At 67.1% G+C, this 17,991-nt stretch carries 14 protein-coding genes; 13 read left to right on the top strand and 1 reads right to left on the bottom strand.

Annotated features, from left to right (window positions below):
* Window positions 1–9 precede the first annotated feature (9 nt).
* Complete coding sequence (locus ABIB24_RS01445) at window positions 10–975, bottom strand: ABC transporter substrate-binding protein (RefSeq protein ID WP_354316006.1); 966 nt, start codon at window positions 973–975, stop codon at window positions 10–12.
* A gap of 198 nt (window positions 976–1,173) precedes the next feature.
* Here ABIB24_RS01445 and ABIB24_RS01440 point away from each other — a divergent pair, with 198 nt between their 5' ends.
* The 13 genes from ABIB24_RS01440 to ABIB24_RS01380 all read left to right on the top strand — a co-directional run bounded on the left by ABIB24_RS01440 (window position 1,174) and on the right by ABIB24_RS01380 (window position 17,976).
* The gene (locus ABIB24_RS01440; protein ID WP_354316005.1) at window positions 1,174–2,064 is read left to right on the top strand and encodes a LysR family transcriptional regulator; all 891 of its coding nucleotides are present in this window, start codon (window positions 1,174–1,176) and stop codon (window positions 2,062–2,064) included.
* A gap of 167 nt (window positions 2,065–2,231) precedes the next feature.
* Entirely contained in the window at window positions 2,232–3,365 is a 1,134-nt protein-coding gene (locus ABIB24_RS01435; RefSeq protein ID WP_354316004.1) for an acyl-CoA dehydrogenase family protein, read from the top strand.
* Window positions 3,362–4,306: a D-isomer specific 2-hydroxyacid dehydrogenase family protein gene (locus tag ABIB24_RS01430; RefSeq protein WP_274078426.1), complete on the top strand. Its 945-nt coding sequence runs from the start codon at window positions 3,362–3,364 to the stop codon at window positions 4,304–4,306. The genes ABIB24_RS01435 and ABIB24_RS01430 overlap by 4 nt, the downstream gene beginning before the upstream one ends.
* A 17-nt stretch (window positions 4,307–4,323) precedes the next feature.
* A complete protein-coding gene (locus ABIB24_RS01425) occupies window positions 4,324–5,118 on the top strand; it encodes a class II aldolase/adducin family protein (RefSeq protein ID WP_354316003.1) in 795 nt (264 codons plus the stop codon).
* A 155-nt stretch (window positions 5,119–5,273) separates the two neighbouring features.
* Window positions 5,274–6,893, top strand: coding sequence for an ABC transporter substrate-binding protein (locus ABIB24_RS01420; RefSeq protein WP_354316002.1), 1,620 nt, complete (start codon window positions 5,274–5,276; stop codon window positions 6,891–6,893).
* On the top strand, window positions 6,890–7,840 hold the full coding sequence (locus tag ABIB24_RS01415; RefSeq protein WP_075045452.1) for an ABC transporter permease: 951 nt from the start codon (window positions 6,890–6,892) through the stop codon (window positions 7,838–7,840). Before ABIB24_RS01420 ends, ABIB24_RS01415 begins: the two co-directional genes overlap by 4 nt.
* Window position 7,841: 1 nt before the next feature.
* The gene (locus ABIB24_RS01410; RefSeq protein ID WP_354316001.1) at window positions 7,842–8,756 is read left to right on the top strand and encodes an ABC transporter permease; all 915 of its coding nucleotides are present in this window, start codon (window positions 7,842–7,844) and stop codon (window positions 8,754–8,756) included.
* Window positions 8,753–10,372: a dipeptide ABC transporter ATP-binding protein gene (locus tag ABIB24_RS01405; RefSeq protein WP_354316000.1), complete on the top strand. Its 1,620-nt coding sequence runs from the start codon at window positions 8,753–8,755 to the stop codon at window positions 10,370–10,372. The genes ABIB24_RS01410 and ABIB24_RS01405 overlap by 4 nt, the downstream gene beginning before the upstream one ends.
* Before the next feature lie 72 nt (window positions 10,373–10,444).
* Entirely contained in the window at window positions 10,445–11,779 is a 1,335-nt protein-coding gene (locus ABIB24_RS01400; RefSeq protein WP_075045455.1) for an LLM class flavin-dependent oxidoreductase, read from the top strand.
* Between the two features lie 31 nt (window positions 11,780–11,810).
* Window positions 11,811–12,911, top strand: coding sequence for an LLM class flavin-dependent oxidoreductase (locus ABIB24_RS01395; RefSeq protein ID WP_354315999.1), 1,101 nt, complete (start codon window positions 11,811–11,813; stop codon window positions 12,909–12,911).
* A 542-nt stretch (window positions 12,912–13,453) separates the two neighbouring features.
* Window positions 13,454–15,016, top strand: a complete 1,563-nt coding sequence (locus ABIB24_RS01390; RefSeq protein ID WP_274078431.1) for a flavin monoamine oxidase family protein — start codon at window positions 13,454–13,456, stop codon at window positions 15,014–15,016.
* 19 nt (window positions 15,017–15,035) lie between these two features.
* Window positions 15,036–15,530 carry a RidA family protein gene (locus ABIB24_RS01385; RefSeq protein ID WP_025339468.1) on the top strand — a complete coding sequence of 165 codons (495 nt, stop codon included), beginning with the start codon at window positions 15,036–15,038 and terminating at the stop codon, window positions 15,528–15,530.
* A gap of 34 nt (window positions 15,531–15,564) precedes the next feature.
* Complete coding sequence (locus tag ABIB24_RS01380; RefSeq protein ID WP_354315998.1) at window positions 15,565–17,976, top strand: TonB-dependent receptor plug domain-containing protein; 2,412 nt, start codon at window positions 15,565–15,567, stop codon at window positions 17,974–17,976.
* Window positions 17,977–17,991 lie beyond the last annotated feature (15 nt).

Below are 17,991 nucleotides of genomic sequence, written 5' to 3'. Positions count from 1 at the left end.
TCTCCGGAGTCAGGGTTGCGCGGCCAGCGTGGCGGCATCGGGTAGGGTGAAGCCAGTGGCGAAGGTCGGTGCCACATCGAGGCGTTCGCTCATCAGGCCGTGGGCGTGGTAGAAGTCGGCGGTGTCCTGCTGTTGCGCCACGGTCTGCGGGTCGATCACCTGCCAGCGCAGCTGGCGGCGCTCGAACTGCAGGCGGGCGGCGTCCTCGGGGAAGCCGATGATCGCGGCCAGGGTTTTCGAGTAGCTGTCCAGGTGCTGGTTGGCCCAGACCTGCGCCCCGGCCAGGCGGTTGAGGTAGTCCTGCAACGCCGCGCGCCGCGCAGGTTGATCCAGCGCCTTGTCGGTGGCGGCGAGGAAGCTGTTGCCGCTGGAAAGGCCGCGGCCATTGACCAGCACCCGGCCCTGCCCGCTCAGCTCGGCCAGCGCGGTGTAGGGTTCCCAGGTCGACCAGGCGTCCACCGAGCCGTTGGCCAGGGCGATCTTGGCGTCCACCGGCCCGAGGAAGCGGAACTCCACGTCCTTCTCGCTCAAGCCGACCTGGTCCAGTGCCTTGAGGGCCAGATGATGGCCGATCGATCCGCGACCGGTGGCGATGCGCTTGCCCTTGAGCTCCGCCGCGCTGTGCAGCTGCGCGTCAGGGCGCACCAGCAGCGCCGTGCCATAGGGGTCGGACTTGTCCACGGCAATGGCCTTGACCGGTGCCCCCGAAGCCAGCACGAACAGCAGCGGCGCATCACCGATGATGCCGGCATCGATCGCCCCGGCATTGAGCGCCTCGGCCAGCGGCGCGGCAGCGGGGAACTCGGCCCAGTGGATGTCGTAAGGCAGGTCGCGCAATGCGCCTGCGGCTTCCAGCTGGGCGCGCATGTTGCCCTTCTGGTCGCCGATGCGCAGGGTCAGGCGCTCGGCGGCGCCGGCCTGGCTGGCCAGCAGCAGGGCCGCGGCCAGGGTCAGCAGCTTCGATCGGATGGACATGGCGTTCCTCGGTGTCTGGGCGGGCAGCATCATGCGGCCCGTGCCAGGCGACTCTAGCGAGATCCGTCAAATAAATTAAATTGATTTTAGGAATATCCTAATATGCGTTTTCATCTATCGAAACAGAACCGATGGCATTACCCGCCAGGCAGATTATGCTAATGCCTTATTTTCCATCCGACCCTGTGAGCGCCAGTTATGAAAATCGATGATATGGACGCCTTCGTCGCGGTCATCCGTTGCCAATCCACCAACCTCGCCGCCGAGGCCCTGCAACTGACGCAACCGGCGATCACCCGCCGGGTGCAGAACTTCGAGGAAGACCTTGGCGCCACCCTGCTCGACCGCAACACCAAGCCGCTCAAGCCCACCCCCATGGGCCTGCGGGTGTACGAGCAGTGCAAGGCGATCCTGCGCGAGATCGACTCGCTGCGCGAACTGGTGGCCAACGATGGCGCGCCTTCGGGCACCCTGCGCCTGGGTGTGCCGCAAACCCTGGGTGACGTGGTGCTGCTCGATGCCCTGGCGCAGATTCGCGAGGCCTACCCGCAATTGCGCACCCAGGTCAGCAGCGGTTGGGGCAGCAGCCTTATCGCGCGCATGGAAAACGCTGAACTGGACGCCGCCGCCGCGCTGTTCCCACCGGGCAAGATCTTCCCCGAAGGCATCGCCAGCCGCTCGATCGCGCGCATGCCGCTGAAGGTGGTAGCCGCCAAGGGCAGCGTCACCAAGCGCAGCTACAAGCTCAAGGACTGCTACACCCGTGGCTGGGTGCTCAACCCCGACGGCTGTGGTTTCCGCGCCGGTCTGCAGCGGGCGCTGAGCGAACAGGGGCTGAGCCTGACGATCAACCTGGAAACCTTCGGCACCGAGTTGCAACTGGGCCTGGTCGCCAATGGCCAGGGCCTGGGGCTGGTGCCCGAACCACTGTTGCAGGCCAGCCGCCACCGCGATGCGCTGGATGTGATCAATGTCAGTGATTTCAAGCCGCAAGTAGACCTGTGGCTGTTTCATCCACGTTACCTGGGCAACCTGCAGGAACCGGTCGAGCTTTTCGGTGAGGTGGCAGGGCACAGGCTGCTGGGTTGACCACGCAGGGGCGCCTGGCGCCCCGCCAATAAATGCAATTCATGCATAACAGTAAAAACAATAAATTCTTAAAACAAATAATTAGCATAGAACCAAAAAGACTTTTACAGCGTTCATCCATACGAATACGGTCTTAGCAACACACCGTCATTCAGGGATGAAACCCCATGAGTCACCCCTCCGACAGCGCCCTCGCCGAGCTGACGCAGGCCCTCGCGGCCAACGCCGAACGCTACGACCGCAGCGCGCAGTTCCCCCAGGACAATTTCGACCTGCTGCACCGCCACGGCCTGCTCGCCTTCACCGTACCCCGCGCACTCGGTGGCACTGGCGCGGACCTGGCCAGCGCCCGTCGGGTGATCGGCGCGGTCGGCAAGGGCGACCCGGCTACCGCGTTGATCCTGGTGATGCAGTACCTGCAGCACTTTCGCCTGCAGGACGAGGCCCGCTGGCCCGAACACCTGCGCCAGCGCGTGGCCCGCGATGCCGTGCATCAGGGCGCACTGATCAATGCCCTGCGCGTTGAACCCGAACTCGGCACCCCGGCCCGCGGCGGCCTGCCCGCCACCGTGGCGCGGCGCACAGCCGAGGGCTGGCGCCTGAGCGGGCGCAAGATCTACTCCACCGGCAGCCACGGCCTGACCTGGTACCTGGTCTGGGGCCGCAGCGACGACGCCGACCCGCTGGTCGGCGGCTTCCTGGTGCACCGCGACACGCCCGGCATCACCATCATCGATGACTGGGACCACCTGGGCATGCGCGCCACCTGCAGCCACGAAGTGCGCTTCGATGACGTGCTGATCCCCCTCGACCATGCCGTCAGCGTCAGCCCGGCAAGCGCACCGAAGGCCGAACTCGACGGCGAGAGCCTGCTGTGGATGGCCGTCCTGCTGCCGGCGGTGTACGACGGCGTGGCCCGTGCCGCCCGCGACTGGCTGGCGGGTTTTCTCAAGCAGCGTTCCCCCTCCAACCTGGGCGCGCCGCTGGCCAGCCTGCCGCGCTTCCAGGATGTGCTGGGGCGCATCGACACCCTGCTGTTCGCCAACCAGGGCCTGCTTGACGCAGCCACCACCGGGCAGGTCGCCGCGCAGCATGCCGGGCAGCTCAAGCACCTGGTCAGCGCCAATGCCATCCGGGCCGTGGAGCTGGCCATCGAGGCCGCCGGCAACCCCGGGCTGTCGCGACGCAACCCGCTGGAACGGCACTACCGCGACGTGCTCTGCAGCCGCATCCACACCCCGCAGGACGATGTGGTGTTCGGCCAGGCTGGCCGCGCGGCGCTGGCGGAGGTGCACGCATGAGCCATTCGATCATCGCCAGCCAGCTCGACGCCCAGGCCAACCAGCATCTGCGCGAACACCTGCCGGACCATGAAGTCATCGATATCGCCCCCGGCCAGCTGGCCCTGCAAGCCCCTGCCGATGTATTCATCTTGCGCCCGATCAACGTGCGCGGGCAGCGCATCGACACCCCGCCGCCAGGCTGGCCCTGGGGCCTGAAGTGGGTGCAGCTGGTGTCCTCGGGCATCGACTTCTACCCCGACTGGGTGTTCCAGGGCACACCGGTCACCAGTGGCAAGGGTGCCAATGCCGAGCAGGTGGCCGAATTTGCCCTGGCCCTGGTGTTCGCCGCCGCCAAGCAACTGCCGGGGCTGTGGGTCAAGGATGCCGACTGGCGCTTGACCCCGCTGGCGCCGTTGCGCGGCCGCACCCTGGGCATTCTCGGTTTTGGCAGTATCGGCCAGAGCCTGGCGCGCAAGGCAGTGGCCCTCGGCATGCAGGTGCTGGCCTTGAGTCGACCCGGCCAGGCGATCGCCGAGATGCCCGGGGTGGAGCGCGCCGCCGACCTGCAGCAGTTGTTCGCCGGCAGCGACCACCTGGTGCTGGCCGCCCCACTCACCGCCGCCACCCGTGGCCTGGTCGACCGTCAGGTGCTGGCCCATGCCCGCCCTGGCCTGCACCTGATCAACATCGCCCGCGGTGGCCTGCTCGACCAGCAGGCCCTGCTCGAGGCCCTGGACAGCGGCCTGATCGGCCGCGCCAGCCTGGATGTCACCGACCCCGAGCCGCTGCCCGCCGGCCACCCGCTGTATCACCACCCACGGGTGTTCCTGTCGCCGCACACCTCGGCCATTTCCGAGGACGGCTACCCGGCCCTGCTCGAAGCATTCATCGCCAACTTCCACCGCTACCGCGAGCAGGCGCCCCTGGCCAACCTGGTCGACACCGCGAGCGGCTACTGATTACCGGAGAGCACACCATGAGTTCACTGTCTGCCGTCACTACCAGCACCGACAAGGTGCGCGACCGGGTCAGCGCCGAAGAGTGGGAGGTGCGGGTCAAGCTGGCCGCCGCCTACCGCCTGGCCGCCCTGTTCCGCTGGACCGACCACATCTACACGCACTTTTCAGCCCGCGTGCCGGGGCCGGACGAACACTTCCTGATCAACGCCTTCGGCCTGCTGTTCGACGAAATCACCGCCTCCAACCTGGTCAAGGTCGACGTCGACGGCACCATCATCGACGACCCGCTGGGGCTGGGCATCAACCAGGCCGGCTACGTGATCCACAGCGCAACCCACCGCGCCCGCCCCGACCTGAAGGCCGTGCTGCACACCCACACCCGCGATGGCGCAGCGGTATCGGCCCAGCGCGACGGCCTGCTGCCGATCTCCCAGCATGCCTTGGCCTATTACAGCCGGGTGGTTTACCACGACTACGAAGGCGTGGCCCTGGACCTGGACGAACAGCAGCGGCTGGTGGCCAACCTGGGCGACAGCAACATCCTCATCCTGCGCAACCACGGGTTGCTCACCGGGGGGATCAGCGTCGAGCACGCGTTCCGTGAGCTGCATGGGCTGGAGCGGGCCTGCAACATCCAGGTGGCGGCCCAGGCCGGGGGCAATGACCAGCTGCTGCATGCATCGCAGGCGGCGATTGCCAAGGTGCATGAACAGTCGAAGCGGTTTTCCGATGGCAAGGGGGAAGGCATCCAGCGGCATTGGGATGCGTTGATCCGGCAGTTGGACCGCGAAGGCCGCGATTACCAGGGCTGACTGGAAGGCAGCTGTCGCCTGTACCGGCCTCTTCGCGGGTAAACCCGCTCCCACAGGTACGGCGCACCACTCAAGGAAAGTGAAATCCCTGTGGGAGCGGGTTTACCCGCGAAGAGGCCGGCACAGGTAACCCCAATTCAATGAAGGACCATCCCATGCCCCCACTGCACCGCCTGTTCGCCATCGGCTCCCTGGCCCTGGCCCTGACCGCCTGCTCCCCAGCCGACAACACCTCGGCCAGCAACACCCTGAACATCGCCTTCTGGGGCGACAACACCACCCTGGTCAGCGTCGACCCCTTCCAGGTCTACTGGCTGGAGCACCGCGTACTGCTGCGCAACGTGGCCGAGTCCCTGACCGACCAGGACCCGCAAACCGGCCGCATCATCCCCTGGCTGGCAAAAAGCTGGGAGGTCAGTGCCGATTCCCTGAGCTACACCTTCCAGCTGCGCCAGGACGTCACCTTCAGCAACGGCGAACGCTTCGACGCCCACGCCGTGAAAACCGCCTTCGACAGCAACAAGGCCTTCGCCACGCAGCTGCCGGCCACCTTCGGTGCTACCTACCTGGCAGGCTACGACCACGCCGAGGTACTGGACGACTTCACCGTGCGCCTGGTCCTGGCCAAACCTAACGCCGGTTTCCTGCAGGCCACCTCGACCACCAACCTGGCCATCCTTGCGCCGGCCTCCTACAAGCTGACTGCCCAGGCGCGCTCACTGGGCAACATCATCGGCACCGGCCCGTTCATCCTCGAGCACTACACCCCGGAGGTGGGCGCCCGGCTGGTCAAGCGTGCCGACTACGCCTGGCCATCAGCCAACATGCACAACCAGGGCCCGGCGCACGTCGATGCCGTGGACATCAGCTACATCCCCGAGGAAAGCGTGCGCAACGGCCTGTTCCTGCAGGGCAAGGCCGACATTCTGTGGCCGCGCAACCCGTTTTCGGAAGTCGACCTGAAGCTGTTCCAGTCCAAGGGCGCGACCATCCAGAGCCGCTCGCTGCCGGGCCCTGCGCTCAACCTCTACCCCAACACGCGCAACGACCGCCTGCTGGCCGACCGCCAGGTGCGCCTGGCACTGCAGAAGGCCATCGACCGCACCAGCTACGCGCATACCGTGTACAACGCCGCGTTCCCGGTGGTGAGCGGCGTTTACGACGTCACCACGCCGTACTTCAAGCCCCAGGCCGACAAGCTCGCCTATGACCCCACGGGCGCCGAGCAACTGCTCGAGGCCGCCGGCTGGCACAAGGGCGAGGACGGCTACCGGCACAAGAACGGCCAGCGCCTGACCCTGCGCTACAACCTGACCCCGGCCGAAAGCGCCGGTGACGTGCTGGTGCAGGACCAGTTGCGCAAGGTCGGCATCGACCTCAAGCTCAATGTGCTGACCCGCGCCGAATGGGTGGCCGGGAACGCGTCCGGCAACTACGACCTGACCTCCACCTACATGACCCGCGCCGACCCGATCATCCTGCAGACCATCCTCGACCCGCGGGCAGCAAGCAGCACCACGTTGGCCACCAACACCTACGAGCCGCACACCCTGGCCAGGGCCCAGGCGCTGTTCGACAGCGGCATCACCGCCACCGCCGCCCCGCAACGGGCCCAGGCCTATGGCCAGCTGCAAGACCTGCTGGTCGACGAGGCGTCGGCGTTCCCGCTTTACGAACGCGTCTGGCAAGCCGCCACCGCGCCGCGGGTCAAGGACTTCCGCTGGACTGCAGAAGGCTTCGCGCTGCTCAGTGACATCCAGGTCGGCCAGCCATGAAACGCTACCTGATCGGCCGCATCGGCCAGGCCCTGTTGGTGCTGTGGGGCGCCTACACCATCACCTATTTCATCCTCTACCTGCTGCCGGGCGACACCCTGGCGATCATGCTCAGCGCCTCGGGCATGGAGGCCGATGGCCTGTCACCCGAGGACCTGGCCAAGGCCCGCGCCTACTACGGGCTGGACAAGGGGCTGCTCGAGCAGTACTTCGACCTGCTGTGGCGCGCCCTGCACGGTGACCTCGGGCAGTCGTTGTCACTGGGCCGGCCGGTCACTGCGCTGCTGGCCGAGCGCCTGCCGCAGACCCTGGCCCTGGCCGGCGCGGCCATCGCCCTGTCGCTGCTGGCCGGGGTCGGCCTGGCCTACCTGACCGCCTACCTGCAATGGCGGCCACTGAAGACCGCCCTGGCACGCCTGCCGTCGCTGGGTTTCTCGGTGCCGGTGTTCTGGATGGGCCTGCTGCTGATCCAGGTATTCGCCTTCGCCCTCGGCTGGTTCCCGGCCACCGGCAGCCAGGGCCTGGCCAGCCTGGTGCTGCCGGCGATCACCTTGGCGATCCCCAGCGCCGCGGTGTACGCCCAGGTGCTGCAGCGTGGCTTCCAGGGCGTGTGGCAGGAACCCTACATCACCACCGCCTTCGCCAAGGGCCTGAGCCGGGCCCAGGTGCAGGCGCGCCATGGCTTGCGCAACGCGGCCTTGCCGCTGTTGACCCTGATCGGCCTGCAGGTCGGCAATACGGTATCCGGCGCGGTGCTGGTGGAAACCATCTTCTCGCGCAACGGCGTCGGCCGCCTGGCCCAGGAGGCCGTGCTGCGCCAGGACATCCCGGTGGTGCTGGCGATCGTCGCGGTATCGGCCACCGCCTTCGTGGTGGTGAACCTGATCGTCGACCTGCTCTACCCGTACCTCGACCCACGCATCACCCACACGGCCAAGGTGAGCTGAGATGACCATTGACCTTTCCCTGTCCCCGATCGACACCCAGCCCACGGGCGAGGTGGCACATCCTGCCAGCGCCTGGAAGCGGCGCACGCACCTGCAGCGCGCCCGGCAGGCCCTGATCCCGCTGCTGCGCAGGCCCGGCTTCAGCCTGGCGCTATTGATCGTGCTGTTCGCCCTGTTCGCGGCACTGGCCCCGCAGTTGCTGACCAGCTTCGACCCCTACGCCACCTCGCCCGCCGACAAGCTCAGCGCCCCCGGCGTGGCGCACTGGTTCGGCACCGACGAGCTGGGCCGCGACCTGTATACCCGGGTGGTCTACGGCGCACGCCTGTCGGTGCTGGCCGCACTGCTGGCAGTGGCCATCGCCCTGCTCGGTGGCCTCGGCCTGGGCGTGCTGGCCGGCTTTGCCGGTGGACGCGTCGACGCGGCGCTGATGCGCCTGATCGATGTGTTGCTGGCACTGCCCGGCCTGCTGCTGGCCTTGGCCATCGTCACCGCGATCGGCTTCGGCACGGTGCCGGTGGCAGTCGCCGTGGGCGTCGGCATCATCCCGGGCTTTGCCCGCACCACCCGCGCCGAAGTGCTGCGCATCAAGACCCTGCCCTATGTCGAGGCCGCCCGCCTGGGCGGCGCCAGCTGGGCGCGCACGCTGCTGCGCCATGTGCTGCCCAACGCCTGGGGCCCGGTGGCGGTGCTCGCCACCCTGGACTTCGGCGCCGCCATCCTGGCCACCGCCGGGCTGAGTTTCCTCGGCTTCGGCGCGGCGCCGCCGGCGGCGGAATGGGGCACGCTGATCGCCAACGGCCGCCACTTCCTGATCACCGCCCCTTGGGTCTCCCTGCTGCCAGGGCTGTTCGTGGTAGCCGTGGTGTTCAGCCTCAACCACCTGGCGCGCAGCGCCGAGGAGCATGCCCGATGAGCCAGCGCCCCCTGATCGAGGTCCGCGACCTGAGTGTCAGCTACACCTTCGCCGGGCAACCCATCCAGGCCTTGCGCCAACTGTCGTTCAGCCTGGCCCAGGGCGAGACGCTGGCCATCGTCGGCGAGTCCGGCTCGGGCAAGTCGACCCTGGCCAATGCCCTGCTCGGCCTGCTGCCGGGCAATGCCCGCATCGAGCAGGGCCAGCTGTGGGTCGACGGCGTGGATGTGGCCCAGGCCAACGAGCGTACCCGGCGCCAGTTGCGCGGGCGCACCATCGGCCTGGTACCGCAGGACCCGATGGTCAGCCTCAACCCGACCCTGCGCATCGGCCGGCAGATCGCCGAGGTCTTGCTGCTGGCCCGCGGCCGACGCTACCCGACGGTGGATGCCGATGTGCTGGAGCTGCTGGCCCAGGTCGGCCTGGACGACCCGGCGCTGCGCGCCCGCCAGTACCCCCATGAACTCTCCGGCGGCATGCGCCAGCGGGTGCTGATCGCCATCGCCCTGGCCGGCGAGCCGCGGCTGATCATCGCCGACGAGCCCACCAGCGCGCTGGACGTGACGGTGCAGCGGCGCATCCTCGACCACCTGCAACGGCTGGTGGCCGAGCGCGGCATTGCGCTGCTGATCATCACCCATGACCTGGGCATGGCCTGCGACCGCGCCGACCGCCTGCTGGTCATGAAACAGGGTGAGCTCGTCGAGCAGGCCTCGCCCAGGCAGATTCTCTGGGGCGCACGGCAGCCCTACACCCGCGACCTGCTCAACGCCGCGCCGGCCTTCGTGCCACGGCGCAGGCCTGGCGCGCCGAGGGGCCAGGCAGCGCTGCTGCGCCTGAGCAACGTCGGCAAGTACTTCGCGTTGCCCGGGCAGGATCCCCACTTCACCGCCCTGCATGACCTGAACCTTGAGGTGCATGCCGGGCAGACCCTGGCCATCGTCGGCGAGTCGGGCTCAGGCAAGAGCACCGCGCTACGGATCGCCCTCGGGCTGGAAAAACCCAGCCACGGGCGGGTGGAGTTCGCTGGCGTGGACGTCAGTGCCTGCAGCTGGCGGCAGTTCCGCCCCCTGCGCCGGCGCATCCAGCTGGTGCAGCAGAACCCGTTCGCCGCGCTGGACCCGCGCTTCACCGTGTTCGACAGCATCGTCGAACCGCTGGTGTCGTTCGGCCTGCTCAAGGGCGAGGCCCTGGAGCGCAGGGCCCGTGAACTGATCACGCGGGTGCAGCTGCCGGTGCACTTCCTCGACCGCCTGCCCCGGGAGCTGTCGGGCGGCCAGCGCCAACGGGTGGCGATCGCCCGGGCATTGGCCCTGGAGCCCGAGGTGCTGCTGCTCGACGAACCGGTCAGTGCGCTGGACGTGTCGGTGCAGGCGCAGATCCTCGCCCTGCTGGATGAGCTGCAGCGCGAGCTGGGAATGGCCTACGTGCTGGTCTCCCACGACCTGGCGGTGGTGGCGAGCATGGCCGACCAGGTGCTGGTGCTGCAGCGCGGCCAGGTGGTCGAGCAAGGGCCGGCGGTGCAGGTGTTCGGCCAGCCGGCCAGCGCCTATACGCGGGCGCTGATCGAGGCGATACCCGGGCATTCGCGCAGCGTGCTGCCCGTGGCGGTTTGACCGTTTTGCCGTGCGGCACGGGCGTGCCGCGCGGATCAGACATTGAGGCCTATCTGGCAAGAGGTATTGAACATGAGCAAAAGACAGATCCATCTCGGCGCAATGATCCACGGTGTCGGCCACGGCTGGGGCGAATGGCGGCACCCCGAGGCGCTGGCCGACGCCAGCGTCAACTTCGGTTTCTACAAGCAGCAGGCGCAATTGGCCGAGGCGGCCAAGTTCGATTTCGCCTTCATCGCCGACAGCCTGCACATCCATGCCCGCTCCAGCCCCCACTACCTCAACCGCTTCGAGCCGCTGACCATTCTCTCGGCACTGGCGGCGGTCACCACCCATATCGGCCTGGTGGCCACGGTCACGGTCAGCTATACCGAACCGTTCCAGGTCGCCCGCCAGCTCGCCTCGCTGGACCTGATCAGCGGCGGCCGCGCCGGCTGGAACGTGGTCACCTCATGGCTGTCGGGCACCGCCGACAACTTCGGCAAGGACCAGCACCCGCCCCACGCCGTACGCTACCGCATCGCCCGCGAGCACGTCGAAGTGGTCAAGGGCCTGTGGGACTCCTGGGAAGACGACGCCTTCACCCGCGACAAGCAGAGCGGCGAATTCTTCGACCCGGCCAAGTTACACACCCTGGGCCACAAGGGCGAGTTCTTCAAGGTCAAGGGCCCGCTGAACATCCAGCGCTCGCCCCAGGGCCAGCCGCTGATCTTCCAGGCCGGCGTGTCGGAGGACGGGCGCAACTTCGCCGCGCAGAACGCCGATGCGATCTTCGTCAACCCCGAGTCATTCAGCGATGCCCGCGCCTACTACCAGGATTTGAAGCAACGCGCCGCAAGCCATGGCCGCGACCCGGACCAGCTGTTCATCCTGCCGGGCATCCGCCCGATCGTCGGCCGCGACGAAGCAGAGGTGGAGCGCCGCTACCAGCAGGCCGTCGACCTGGTGAGCATCGAGGACGCCCTGGTCGCCCTCGGCCGCCCGTTCAACGACTATGACTTCAGCCAGCACGAGCTGGATGCACCGTTCCCCGACCTGGGCACCCTCGGCGACAACAGCCACAAGGGCACCGCCGACCAGTTGAAGCAACTGGCCCGCGACGAAAGCCTGAGCCTGCGCCAACTGGCCTTGCGCTTCTCGCGCCCAAGACGGGACTTCACCGGCACCCCCGAGCAGGTCGCCAACGCCTTGCAGGACTGGTTCGAAGACGGCGCCGCCGACGGCTTCATCATCAACTCGCTGCTGCCCGATGGCCTGCAGTATTTCACCGAGCTGGTGGTGCCCCTGCTGCAAGCACGCGGCCTGGTGCGCAGCGAATACAGCGGCAGCACCCTGCGCGACAGCTTTGGCCTGAGCGTTCCGACCAACCGCAACACGCTGCGTCGCGGGCAGATCGCAGCTGCCTGAATCCGCCCCACACGAAAAGGAGTTCCATTGCATGAGCCTAGAATTCATCGGCCTCATCGGCCCCCAGGAAAGCAGCGAATCACAGGCCCCGCGCGGCCCGCTGGTCGACCTTGATTTCATCAAGGCCTTCGCCCAGGCCCAGGAATACGCCGGCTTCGACAAGGCCCTGCTGGCAGTCAACACCAGCGCGCCGGACTCGATGATCCTGGCCAGCTACGTAGCCGCGCTGACCGAGCGCATCGGCCTGCTGGTGGCGCACCGCCCCGGGTTCCAGGCGCCAACCTTCGCCGCCCGCCAGTTCGCCACCCTCGACCAGCTCAGCCGCGGCCGCGCCTCGATCAACGTGATCACCGGCGGCGACAGCGGCGACCTGCAGCGCGACGGCGACTTCCTCGACAAGGACGCCCGCTACGCCCGCACCGACGAATACCTGCAGGTACTACGCAACACCTGGACGCAGACCACACCCTTCGACCACCACGGCGAGCATTACCGGGTGGAAGTCAACCTGACCCTGGTCAAGCCGGTGGGCATGCTACCGGTGTACTTCTCCGGCGCTTCGGACGCGGCGGTGGAGGTCGCGGCGAAACACGCCGATGTGTACATGATGTGGGGGGAGCCACTGGAGCAGGTGCGCGAGCGCATTGCCCAGGTGCGCAAGGCCGCGGCCCGTCACGGGCGGGAGAATCACATCCGCTTCAGCCTGTCGCTGCGGCCGATCCTGGGGGCCACCGAGGAAGAGGCCTGGGCGCGGGCCGAACGCATCCTGGCCGATGCCAGGCAGCGCATCGGCATCCGCCAGGGCAACCGCCGCGAGAAGAATTTCGGCAAGAGCAATGTCGGCTCCGAGCGCCTGGTACAGCTGGCCGGCCAGCGCAAGGTGCACGATACCCGGCTGTGGACCGAAATCGCAGCTTTGGGCGGCGGGGCCGGCAATTCCACCTCACTGGTGGGCACGCCCGAGCAGGTGGCCGAAGCGGCGTTGGCCTACTACGAACTGGGTGTGAGCACCTTCCTGTTCCGTGGCTTCGAGCAGTTGCGCGATGCCGTGGAGTACGGGCAGGAGCTGATTCCGCGGATCCGCGCGCTGGTGGCCCAACGTGAGGCAGGACGCAGTACGCGTTCTGCATAGGCCCTGCCGCCTGTGCAGGCCCTTTCGTTGCTTTGGCAGGGACCTTGTGGGAGATTGCCCAGCCCTTTGGACCGCGCTGTCGGACAGATAACTGAGTTCGCAAGCGATCCTCGTACCCTGTGGGAGCGGCTTTAGCCGCGAAGAATCCAACACGGTGCATGGCACCGGCTGCGCCGGTGTTCGCGGCCACGGCCGCTCCCACAGGTACAGCGTGAACCCGAAGCCAACGCAGTACCTGTGGGAGCGGGCAAGCCCGCGAAGCAGGCGACGCGCTAGATTTTAGAAATTGAGCAAGACAGTTGCTCCCACAAGGCCCCGCTCAAAAATCAGCATTACGCATTTATACTGATGCGATTTATCAGTAATAAACATAATTAACATAGAACAAAAAAGCCTTTCACAGCATCGTGAAAGTCCATTAGGTTCTGTAAACCGACCCCAACATGGCGGAGGCAAATGGATTTGTGCCAGCCGCCGTCGGGTCCCTCCCTTCGATCCGCCCGTTGCGCACATCCGAACCCAACCTTCTCGGAGCATGCGACATGGGATTGTCCCGTAGAGACCTGATCTCCCGCCTCGCCGCCATTGGCGGCTATTCGGCAGCCCTGGGCGCGCTGGGGCAGAATGCCCTGGCTGCCACCTTCCAACCGCTGAAACTGGCCGCAAGCGGCGGCAACGGCAAGCGCGTGGTGATTGTCGGCGCTGGTATTTCCGGCCTGGTATCCGCCTACGAGCTGCGCAAGGCCGGCTTTTCGGTCACCGTGCTGGAGGCCCGCGAGCGGGTCGGTGGCCGGGTCTGGACCTTGCGCCAGGGCGACCGCGTCGAGCACAACGACGGCAGTTCGCAAACCGTCGAGTTCGACCCGGGCCACTTCTTCAACGCCGGCGCCGCGCGCCTGCCCAGCCATCACCTGACCATCCTCGGCTACTGCCGTGAGCTGGGGGTGGAGCTGCAGGTGCTGGTCAACAGCAGCCGCAACGCCCTGGCCCAGCCAGACCTGGCTCGCCCACCGCTGCTGCTGCGCCAGGCAGTCAACGACACCCGCGGGCACTTCAGTGAACTGCTGGCGCGCAGTGTCAGCCGCAACTCCCTCGATGCCGAGCTCGACAGCAGCCAGCGCAAGGCCTTGCTGGACTTCCTCAAGGTCTACGGCGACCTCGACAGCCAGCAGCAGTACCGCGGTTCGGTACGCGCCGGCTACACCCGCTTCGCCGGCGCCGGCGACCAGACCCCGATCCAGCGCCAGCCGGTGCCACTGGACCAGCTGCTGGACAGCAACCTGCTACTGCCGCTGGTGTTCGACGAAATCCCCGAGTTCTCCTCGACCATGTTCCAGCCGGTCGGCGGCATGGACCAGATTCCCAAGGCGTTCTATCGCCAGGTCAAGGACAGCGTGCGCCTGGGCGCCGAGGTGCTGGGGGTGGATACCGGTGACAACGGTGCCAAGGTGGTCTGGCGCGACCGCAAGAGCGGCCAGCAGCACGTCGAACAGGCCGACTACGCCATCGTCACCCTGCCCCTGCCGCTGCTGGCCAAGCTGCCGAACAACTTCGACAAGGCCTTCAGGCAGGCCATCGCCAGCGCCGAAGGCGACAAGGCCAACAAGGTGGCCTGGCAGTCGCCGCGCTTCTGGGAAACCGACTTCCAGATCTATGGCGGGCTCAGCTACATCAACCACGAAGCCCGCACCCTGTGGTACCCCAGCGATCACCTCAACAGCGCCCAGGGTGTGCTGGTCGCCACCTACAACACGGGCGCGGTGGCCCAGCAGTTTGCCGCCAAGCCGCTGCAGGCCCAGGTCGCCTCCTCGCGCCAGGCGGTGGAATCGCTGCACCCCGGCCACAGCCACAAGCTGGCCAGGCCGGTGGTGGTGAACTGGTCGAAGATCCCCTTCAGCGAAGCGCCGTGGATCGTCCACGACGAAGTCGCCCAGCCCGGCTACGACCTGCTCAATCAGCCCCAGGGGCGTACCTGGCTGGCCAGCGACGCCCTGGCCCATGGCGGCGTGGGCATCTGGCAGAACAGTGCCGCCGAGTCCGCCCGCCGGGTGGTCGGCCTGATTGCCAAACACGCCAGCCAGACAACCCGCGGCGTTGCCGCCTGACCTGCAAGGAACCACCCCCATGCCTCGTCTTCTTCTGCTTGCCGGAGTACTCATGTCGCTCACCCTCAACGCCCACGCCGACGGCATCAAGCGCGTCGCGCCACCCGGCTCGAACTTCCCCATCTCGCAGCTGGTCACGGTACCGGCCGGCAGCCAGCTGACCTTCATCAGCGGCACCCTGCCGGACGTGGCCGACCCAAAGGCGCCCAAGGGTAGCGTTGCAGCGCTGGGCAACACCGAAACCCAGGCCCGCTCGGTGCTGAACAAGCTGCGCACGGCGCTGCGCAGCCAGGGCCTGGACCTTGGCGACATCGTCCAGTTGCGGGTGTTCCTGGTAGGTGACCCGGCCAACGGCGGCGCCCTCGACTTCGCCGGGTTGCAGGCCGCCTACACCGAGTTCTTCGCCACCGCCGAGCAACCCCGTACACCGACCCGCACCGCCATCCAGGTGGTGGCCCTGCCATTGCCGGGCGCGCTGGTGGAAATCGACGCGATCGCGGCCAAAGCGCCGTAAGTGCGCCAGCCATGCCAGACAAGGAACTGCGTGCATGAAGCCAGCTTTTAAAACTGCCTCTTTTTTCGGCGTGGCCCTGGCCGCCGGGCTGCACAACACACCCAGCCTGGCCGAGGAACCCGCCGCCCAGGCCTTGGGCACGGTGATCGTCACCGGCAACCGTGGCAGCGAGAAACGCACCGTAACCAGCAGCCCGGTGCCCATCGACGTGATCAGCGCCAAGCAGTTGCAGGAAACCGGCAAGCCCGGCCTGATGGAAGCCCTCAGCGCCAGCGTGCCGTCGCTGACCTTGCCGGAAAAGACCGGCTGGGACGCCAGCGGCATGGCCCGCGCCCCTAACCTGCGCGGCCTGAACGCCGCCCAGGTACTGGTGCTGGTCAACGGCAAGCGCCGCCATACCAGCGCTACGCTCAACATCAGCGGCATCAACGCCGGCGCAGCCCCCGCCGACCTCGACCTGATTCCCATCAGTGCCATCGACCATGTCGAGGTATTGCGTGATGGTGCGGCCGCCCAATACGGCTCCGACGCCATCGCCGGGGTGATCAACGTGATCCTCAAGGCCGACGCCAGCGGCACTGCCGTGACCACCGCAGGCCAGGGCTACGACGGCAAGAAGCAGACCGTGCAGCAAAGCCTGAACAAGGGCTTCGAGATCGGCCGCGACGGCATCGTCCAACTGGCACTGGACGCCCGCAGCCAGAACGACGACAACAAGGCCAGCGCCAATGGCTACAGCCAGGCCGAAGCCCTGGACCGCGCCGGCAAGGTTACCTACGGCGGCTATGGCACGCCGAAGATCAACCTTCTGACCCTGAGCTACAACGCCGAACTGCCGCTGCAGGACGACCTGACGCTCTACTCGTTCAGCACCTGGTCGTACCGCAAGGCCGAGCAGGGCCAGAACTTCCGCCTGCCGACCATCGTCAACACCATCACCACCGGGCCCAACGGGCGCCCCTCGGGCTACACGCCCACCTGGTACATCGAGGAATACGACTACCAGGCGGCGTTTGGCGCCAGGGGCCTGGCCGGCGAATGGGACTGGGACCTGTCCAGCACCTACGGGCGCAACGAGGCCGAACAGGGCACCTGGAACAACCAGAACCCGTCACTGGGCGAGGCCACGCCCAACCATTTCGAATCCGGCACCTGGGTCAGCTCGCAACTGACCAGCAACCTCGACCTGCGCCGCAGCTTCGAAGTTGGGCTGACCAAGCCGCTGGACTTCTCCTGGGGCCTGGAACAGCGCCGCGATACCTACCAGGTGCAGGCTGGCGACTGGGCCAGCTGGGCCGACGGCGGCTACTGCAAGGCGCCCGGCAATTGCGCCGCCTCCGGCGCCCAGGTCACCAACGGCATCTCCCCCGCCGAGGCCGCCAGTGCCAGCCGCAACAGCTACGCCGGTTACCTGGACGTGGGTTTCAACCCGCTGCCGCAGTGGTACTGGGGTGCTGCCCTGCGCTACGAGCACTATGATCGCAACATCGGGGCCACCCGCAGCGGCAAGCTGACCACCCGCTACGAGCTGACCCCCGAACTGGCCGTGCGGGCGACGGTGAGCAACGGCTTCCGCGCGCCGTCCTTGGCCAACAACCTGTTCAGCGCCCGCTCCACCACCTACGGCGTGGTCGACGGCGTGTACCAGTCGATCAACTATGGCGTGCTGCCGGTGGATTCGGCCGCCGCCAAGGCGCTGGGCGCCGAACCACTGAAACCGGAAAAGTCCACCAACTACAGCCTGGGGCTGGCCTGGCAGCCTGGCGAGCGCCTGGCCTTCACTGCCGATGCCTACCTGATCAACGTGCGCGACCGCATCACCCTCACCGGGACCCTGCTCGGCCCCGAGGTCACCCAGGCCTTGCTCGCCAACGGTATCGACTCGACCTCGGGCGGCCAGTACTTCACCAACGGCGCCGATACCCGCACCAAGGGCCTGGACCTGGTGGGCAGCTACGACCAGGACCTGGGCGGTGCAGGGACGGTGAAGTGGACGGCAGCCTTCAACTGGAACGACACCGAGATCCTCGACTACAAGCAGAGCGTGAACATCCTTGGCACGCCCTACGAACTTATGAATCGCCAGGCGCGCAACCTGCTGACCGAGGTACAACCGCACACCAAGCTGATCCTTGGCGGCAACTGGCGCCTGGACCGCTACCGGGTCAACCTGGGGCTGACCCGCTACGGATCCTGGCGCGAGGTGAATGCCGCCAACGACCGTTCGCTGGACCGCGAGTACAAGGCGCGCTGGATCACCGACCTGGATGCAGGCTACCAGCTGACCAAGGACCTGGAAGTGGCGATTGGGGCGCGCAACCTGTTCGATATCTACCCCGAGCGCCAGGCACCGAGCAGCAAGACCATGGTCAAGGGATACGGGGTGTACTCGCCCTATGGCTTTACCGGCGGGTATTACTTCGGGCGGGTGACCTACACCTTCTGATTCGTGACAAGCCGG

Source organism: Pseudomonas sp. UYEF17, from assembly GCF_040546125.1.
Lineage (GTDB): Bacteria > Pseudomonadota > Gammaproteobacteria > Pseudomonadales > Pseudomonadaceae > Aquipseudomonas > Aquipseudomonas putida_Z.
The sequence above is the reverse complement of the archived record's forward strand: the minus strand, read 5'-3'. Positions and strand labels throughout refer to the sequence as shown.

Excerpts from the sequence above, each read along its gene's own strand:
- ABIB24_RS01445 (WP_354316006.1), bottom strand. The coding sequence starts at position 975 with ATGTCCATCCGATCGAAGCTGCTGACCCTGGCCGCGGCCCTGCTGCTG.
- ABIB24_RS01440 (WP_354316005.1), top strand. The coding sequence starts at position 1,174 with ATGAAAATCGATGATATGGACGCCTTCGTCGCGGTCATCCGTTGCCAA.
- ABIB24_RS01435 (WP_354316004.1), top strand. The coding sequence starts at position 2,232 with ATGAGTCACCCCTCCGACAGCGCCCTCGCCGAGCTGACGCAGGCCCTC.
- ABIB24_RS01430 (WP_274078426.1), top strand. The coding sequence starts at position 3,362 with ATGAGCCATTCGATCATCGCCAGCCAGCTCGACGCCCAGGCCAACCAG.
- ABIB24_RS01425 (WP_354316003.1), top strand. The coding sequence starts at position 4,324 with ATGAGTTCACTGTCTGCCGTCACTACCAGCACCGACAAGGTGCGCGAC.
- ABIB24_RS01420 (WP_354316002.1), top strand. The coding sequence starts at position 5,274 with ATGCCCCCACTGCACCGCCTGTTCGCCATCGGCTCCCTGGCCCTGGCC.
- ABIB24_RS01415 (WP_075045452.1), top strand. The coding sequence starts at position 6,890 with ATGAAACGCTACCTGATCGGCCGCATCGGCCAGGCCCTGTTGGTGCTG.
- ABIB24_RS01410 (WP_354316001.1), top strand. The coding sequence starts at position 7,842 with ATGACCATTGACCTTTCCCTGTCCCCGATCGACACCCAGCCCACGGGC.
- ABIB24_RS01405 (WP_354316000.1), top strand. The coding sequence starts at position 8,753 with ATGAGCCAGCGCCCCCTGATCGAGGTCCGCGACCTGAGTGTCAGCTAC.
- ABIB24_RS01400 (WP_075045455.1), top strand. The coding sequence starts at position 10,445 with ATGAGCAAAAGACAGATCCATCTCGGCGCAATGATCCACGGTGTCGGC.
- ABIB24_RS01395 (WP_354315999.1), top strand. The coding sequence starts at position 11,811 with ATGAGCCTAGAATTCATCGGCCTCATCGGCCCCCAGGAAAGCAGCGAA.
- ABIB24_RS01390 (WP_274078431.1), top strand. The coding sequence starts at position 13,454 with ATGGGATTGTCCCGTAGAGACCTGATCTCCCGCCTCGCCGCCATTGGC.
- ABIB24_RS01385 (WP_025339468.1), top strand. The coding sequence starts at position 15,036 with ATGCCTCGTCTTCTTCTGCTTGCCGGAGTACTCATGTCGCTCACCCTC.
- ABIB24_RS01380 (WP_354315998.1), top strand. The coding sequence starts at position 15,565 with ATGAAGCCAGCTTTTAAAACTGCCTCTTTTTTCGGCGTGGCCCTGGCC.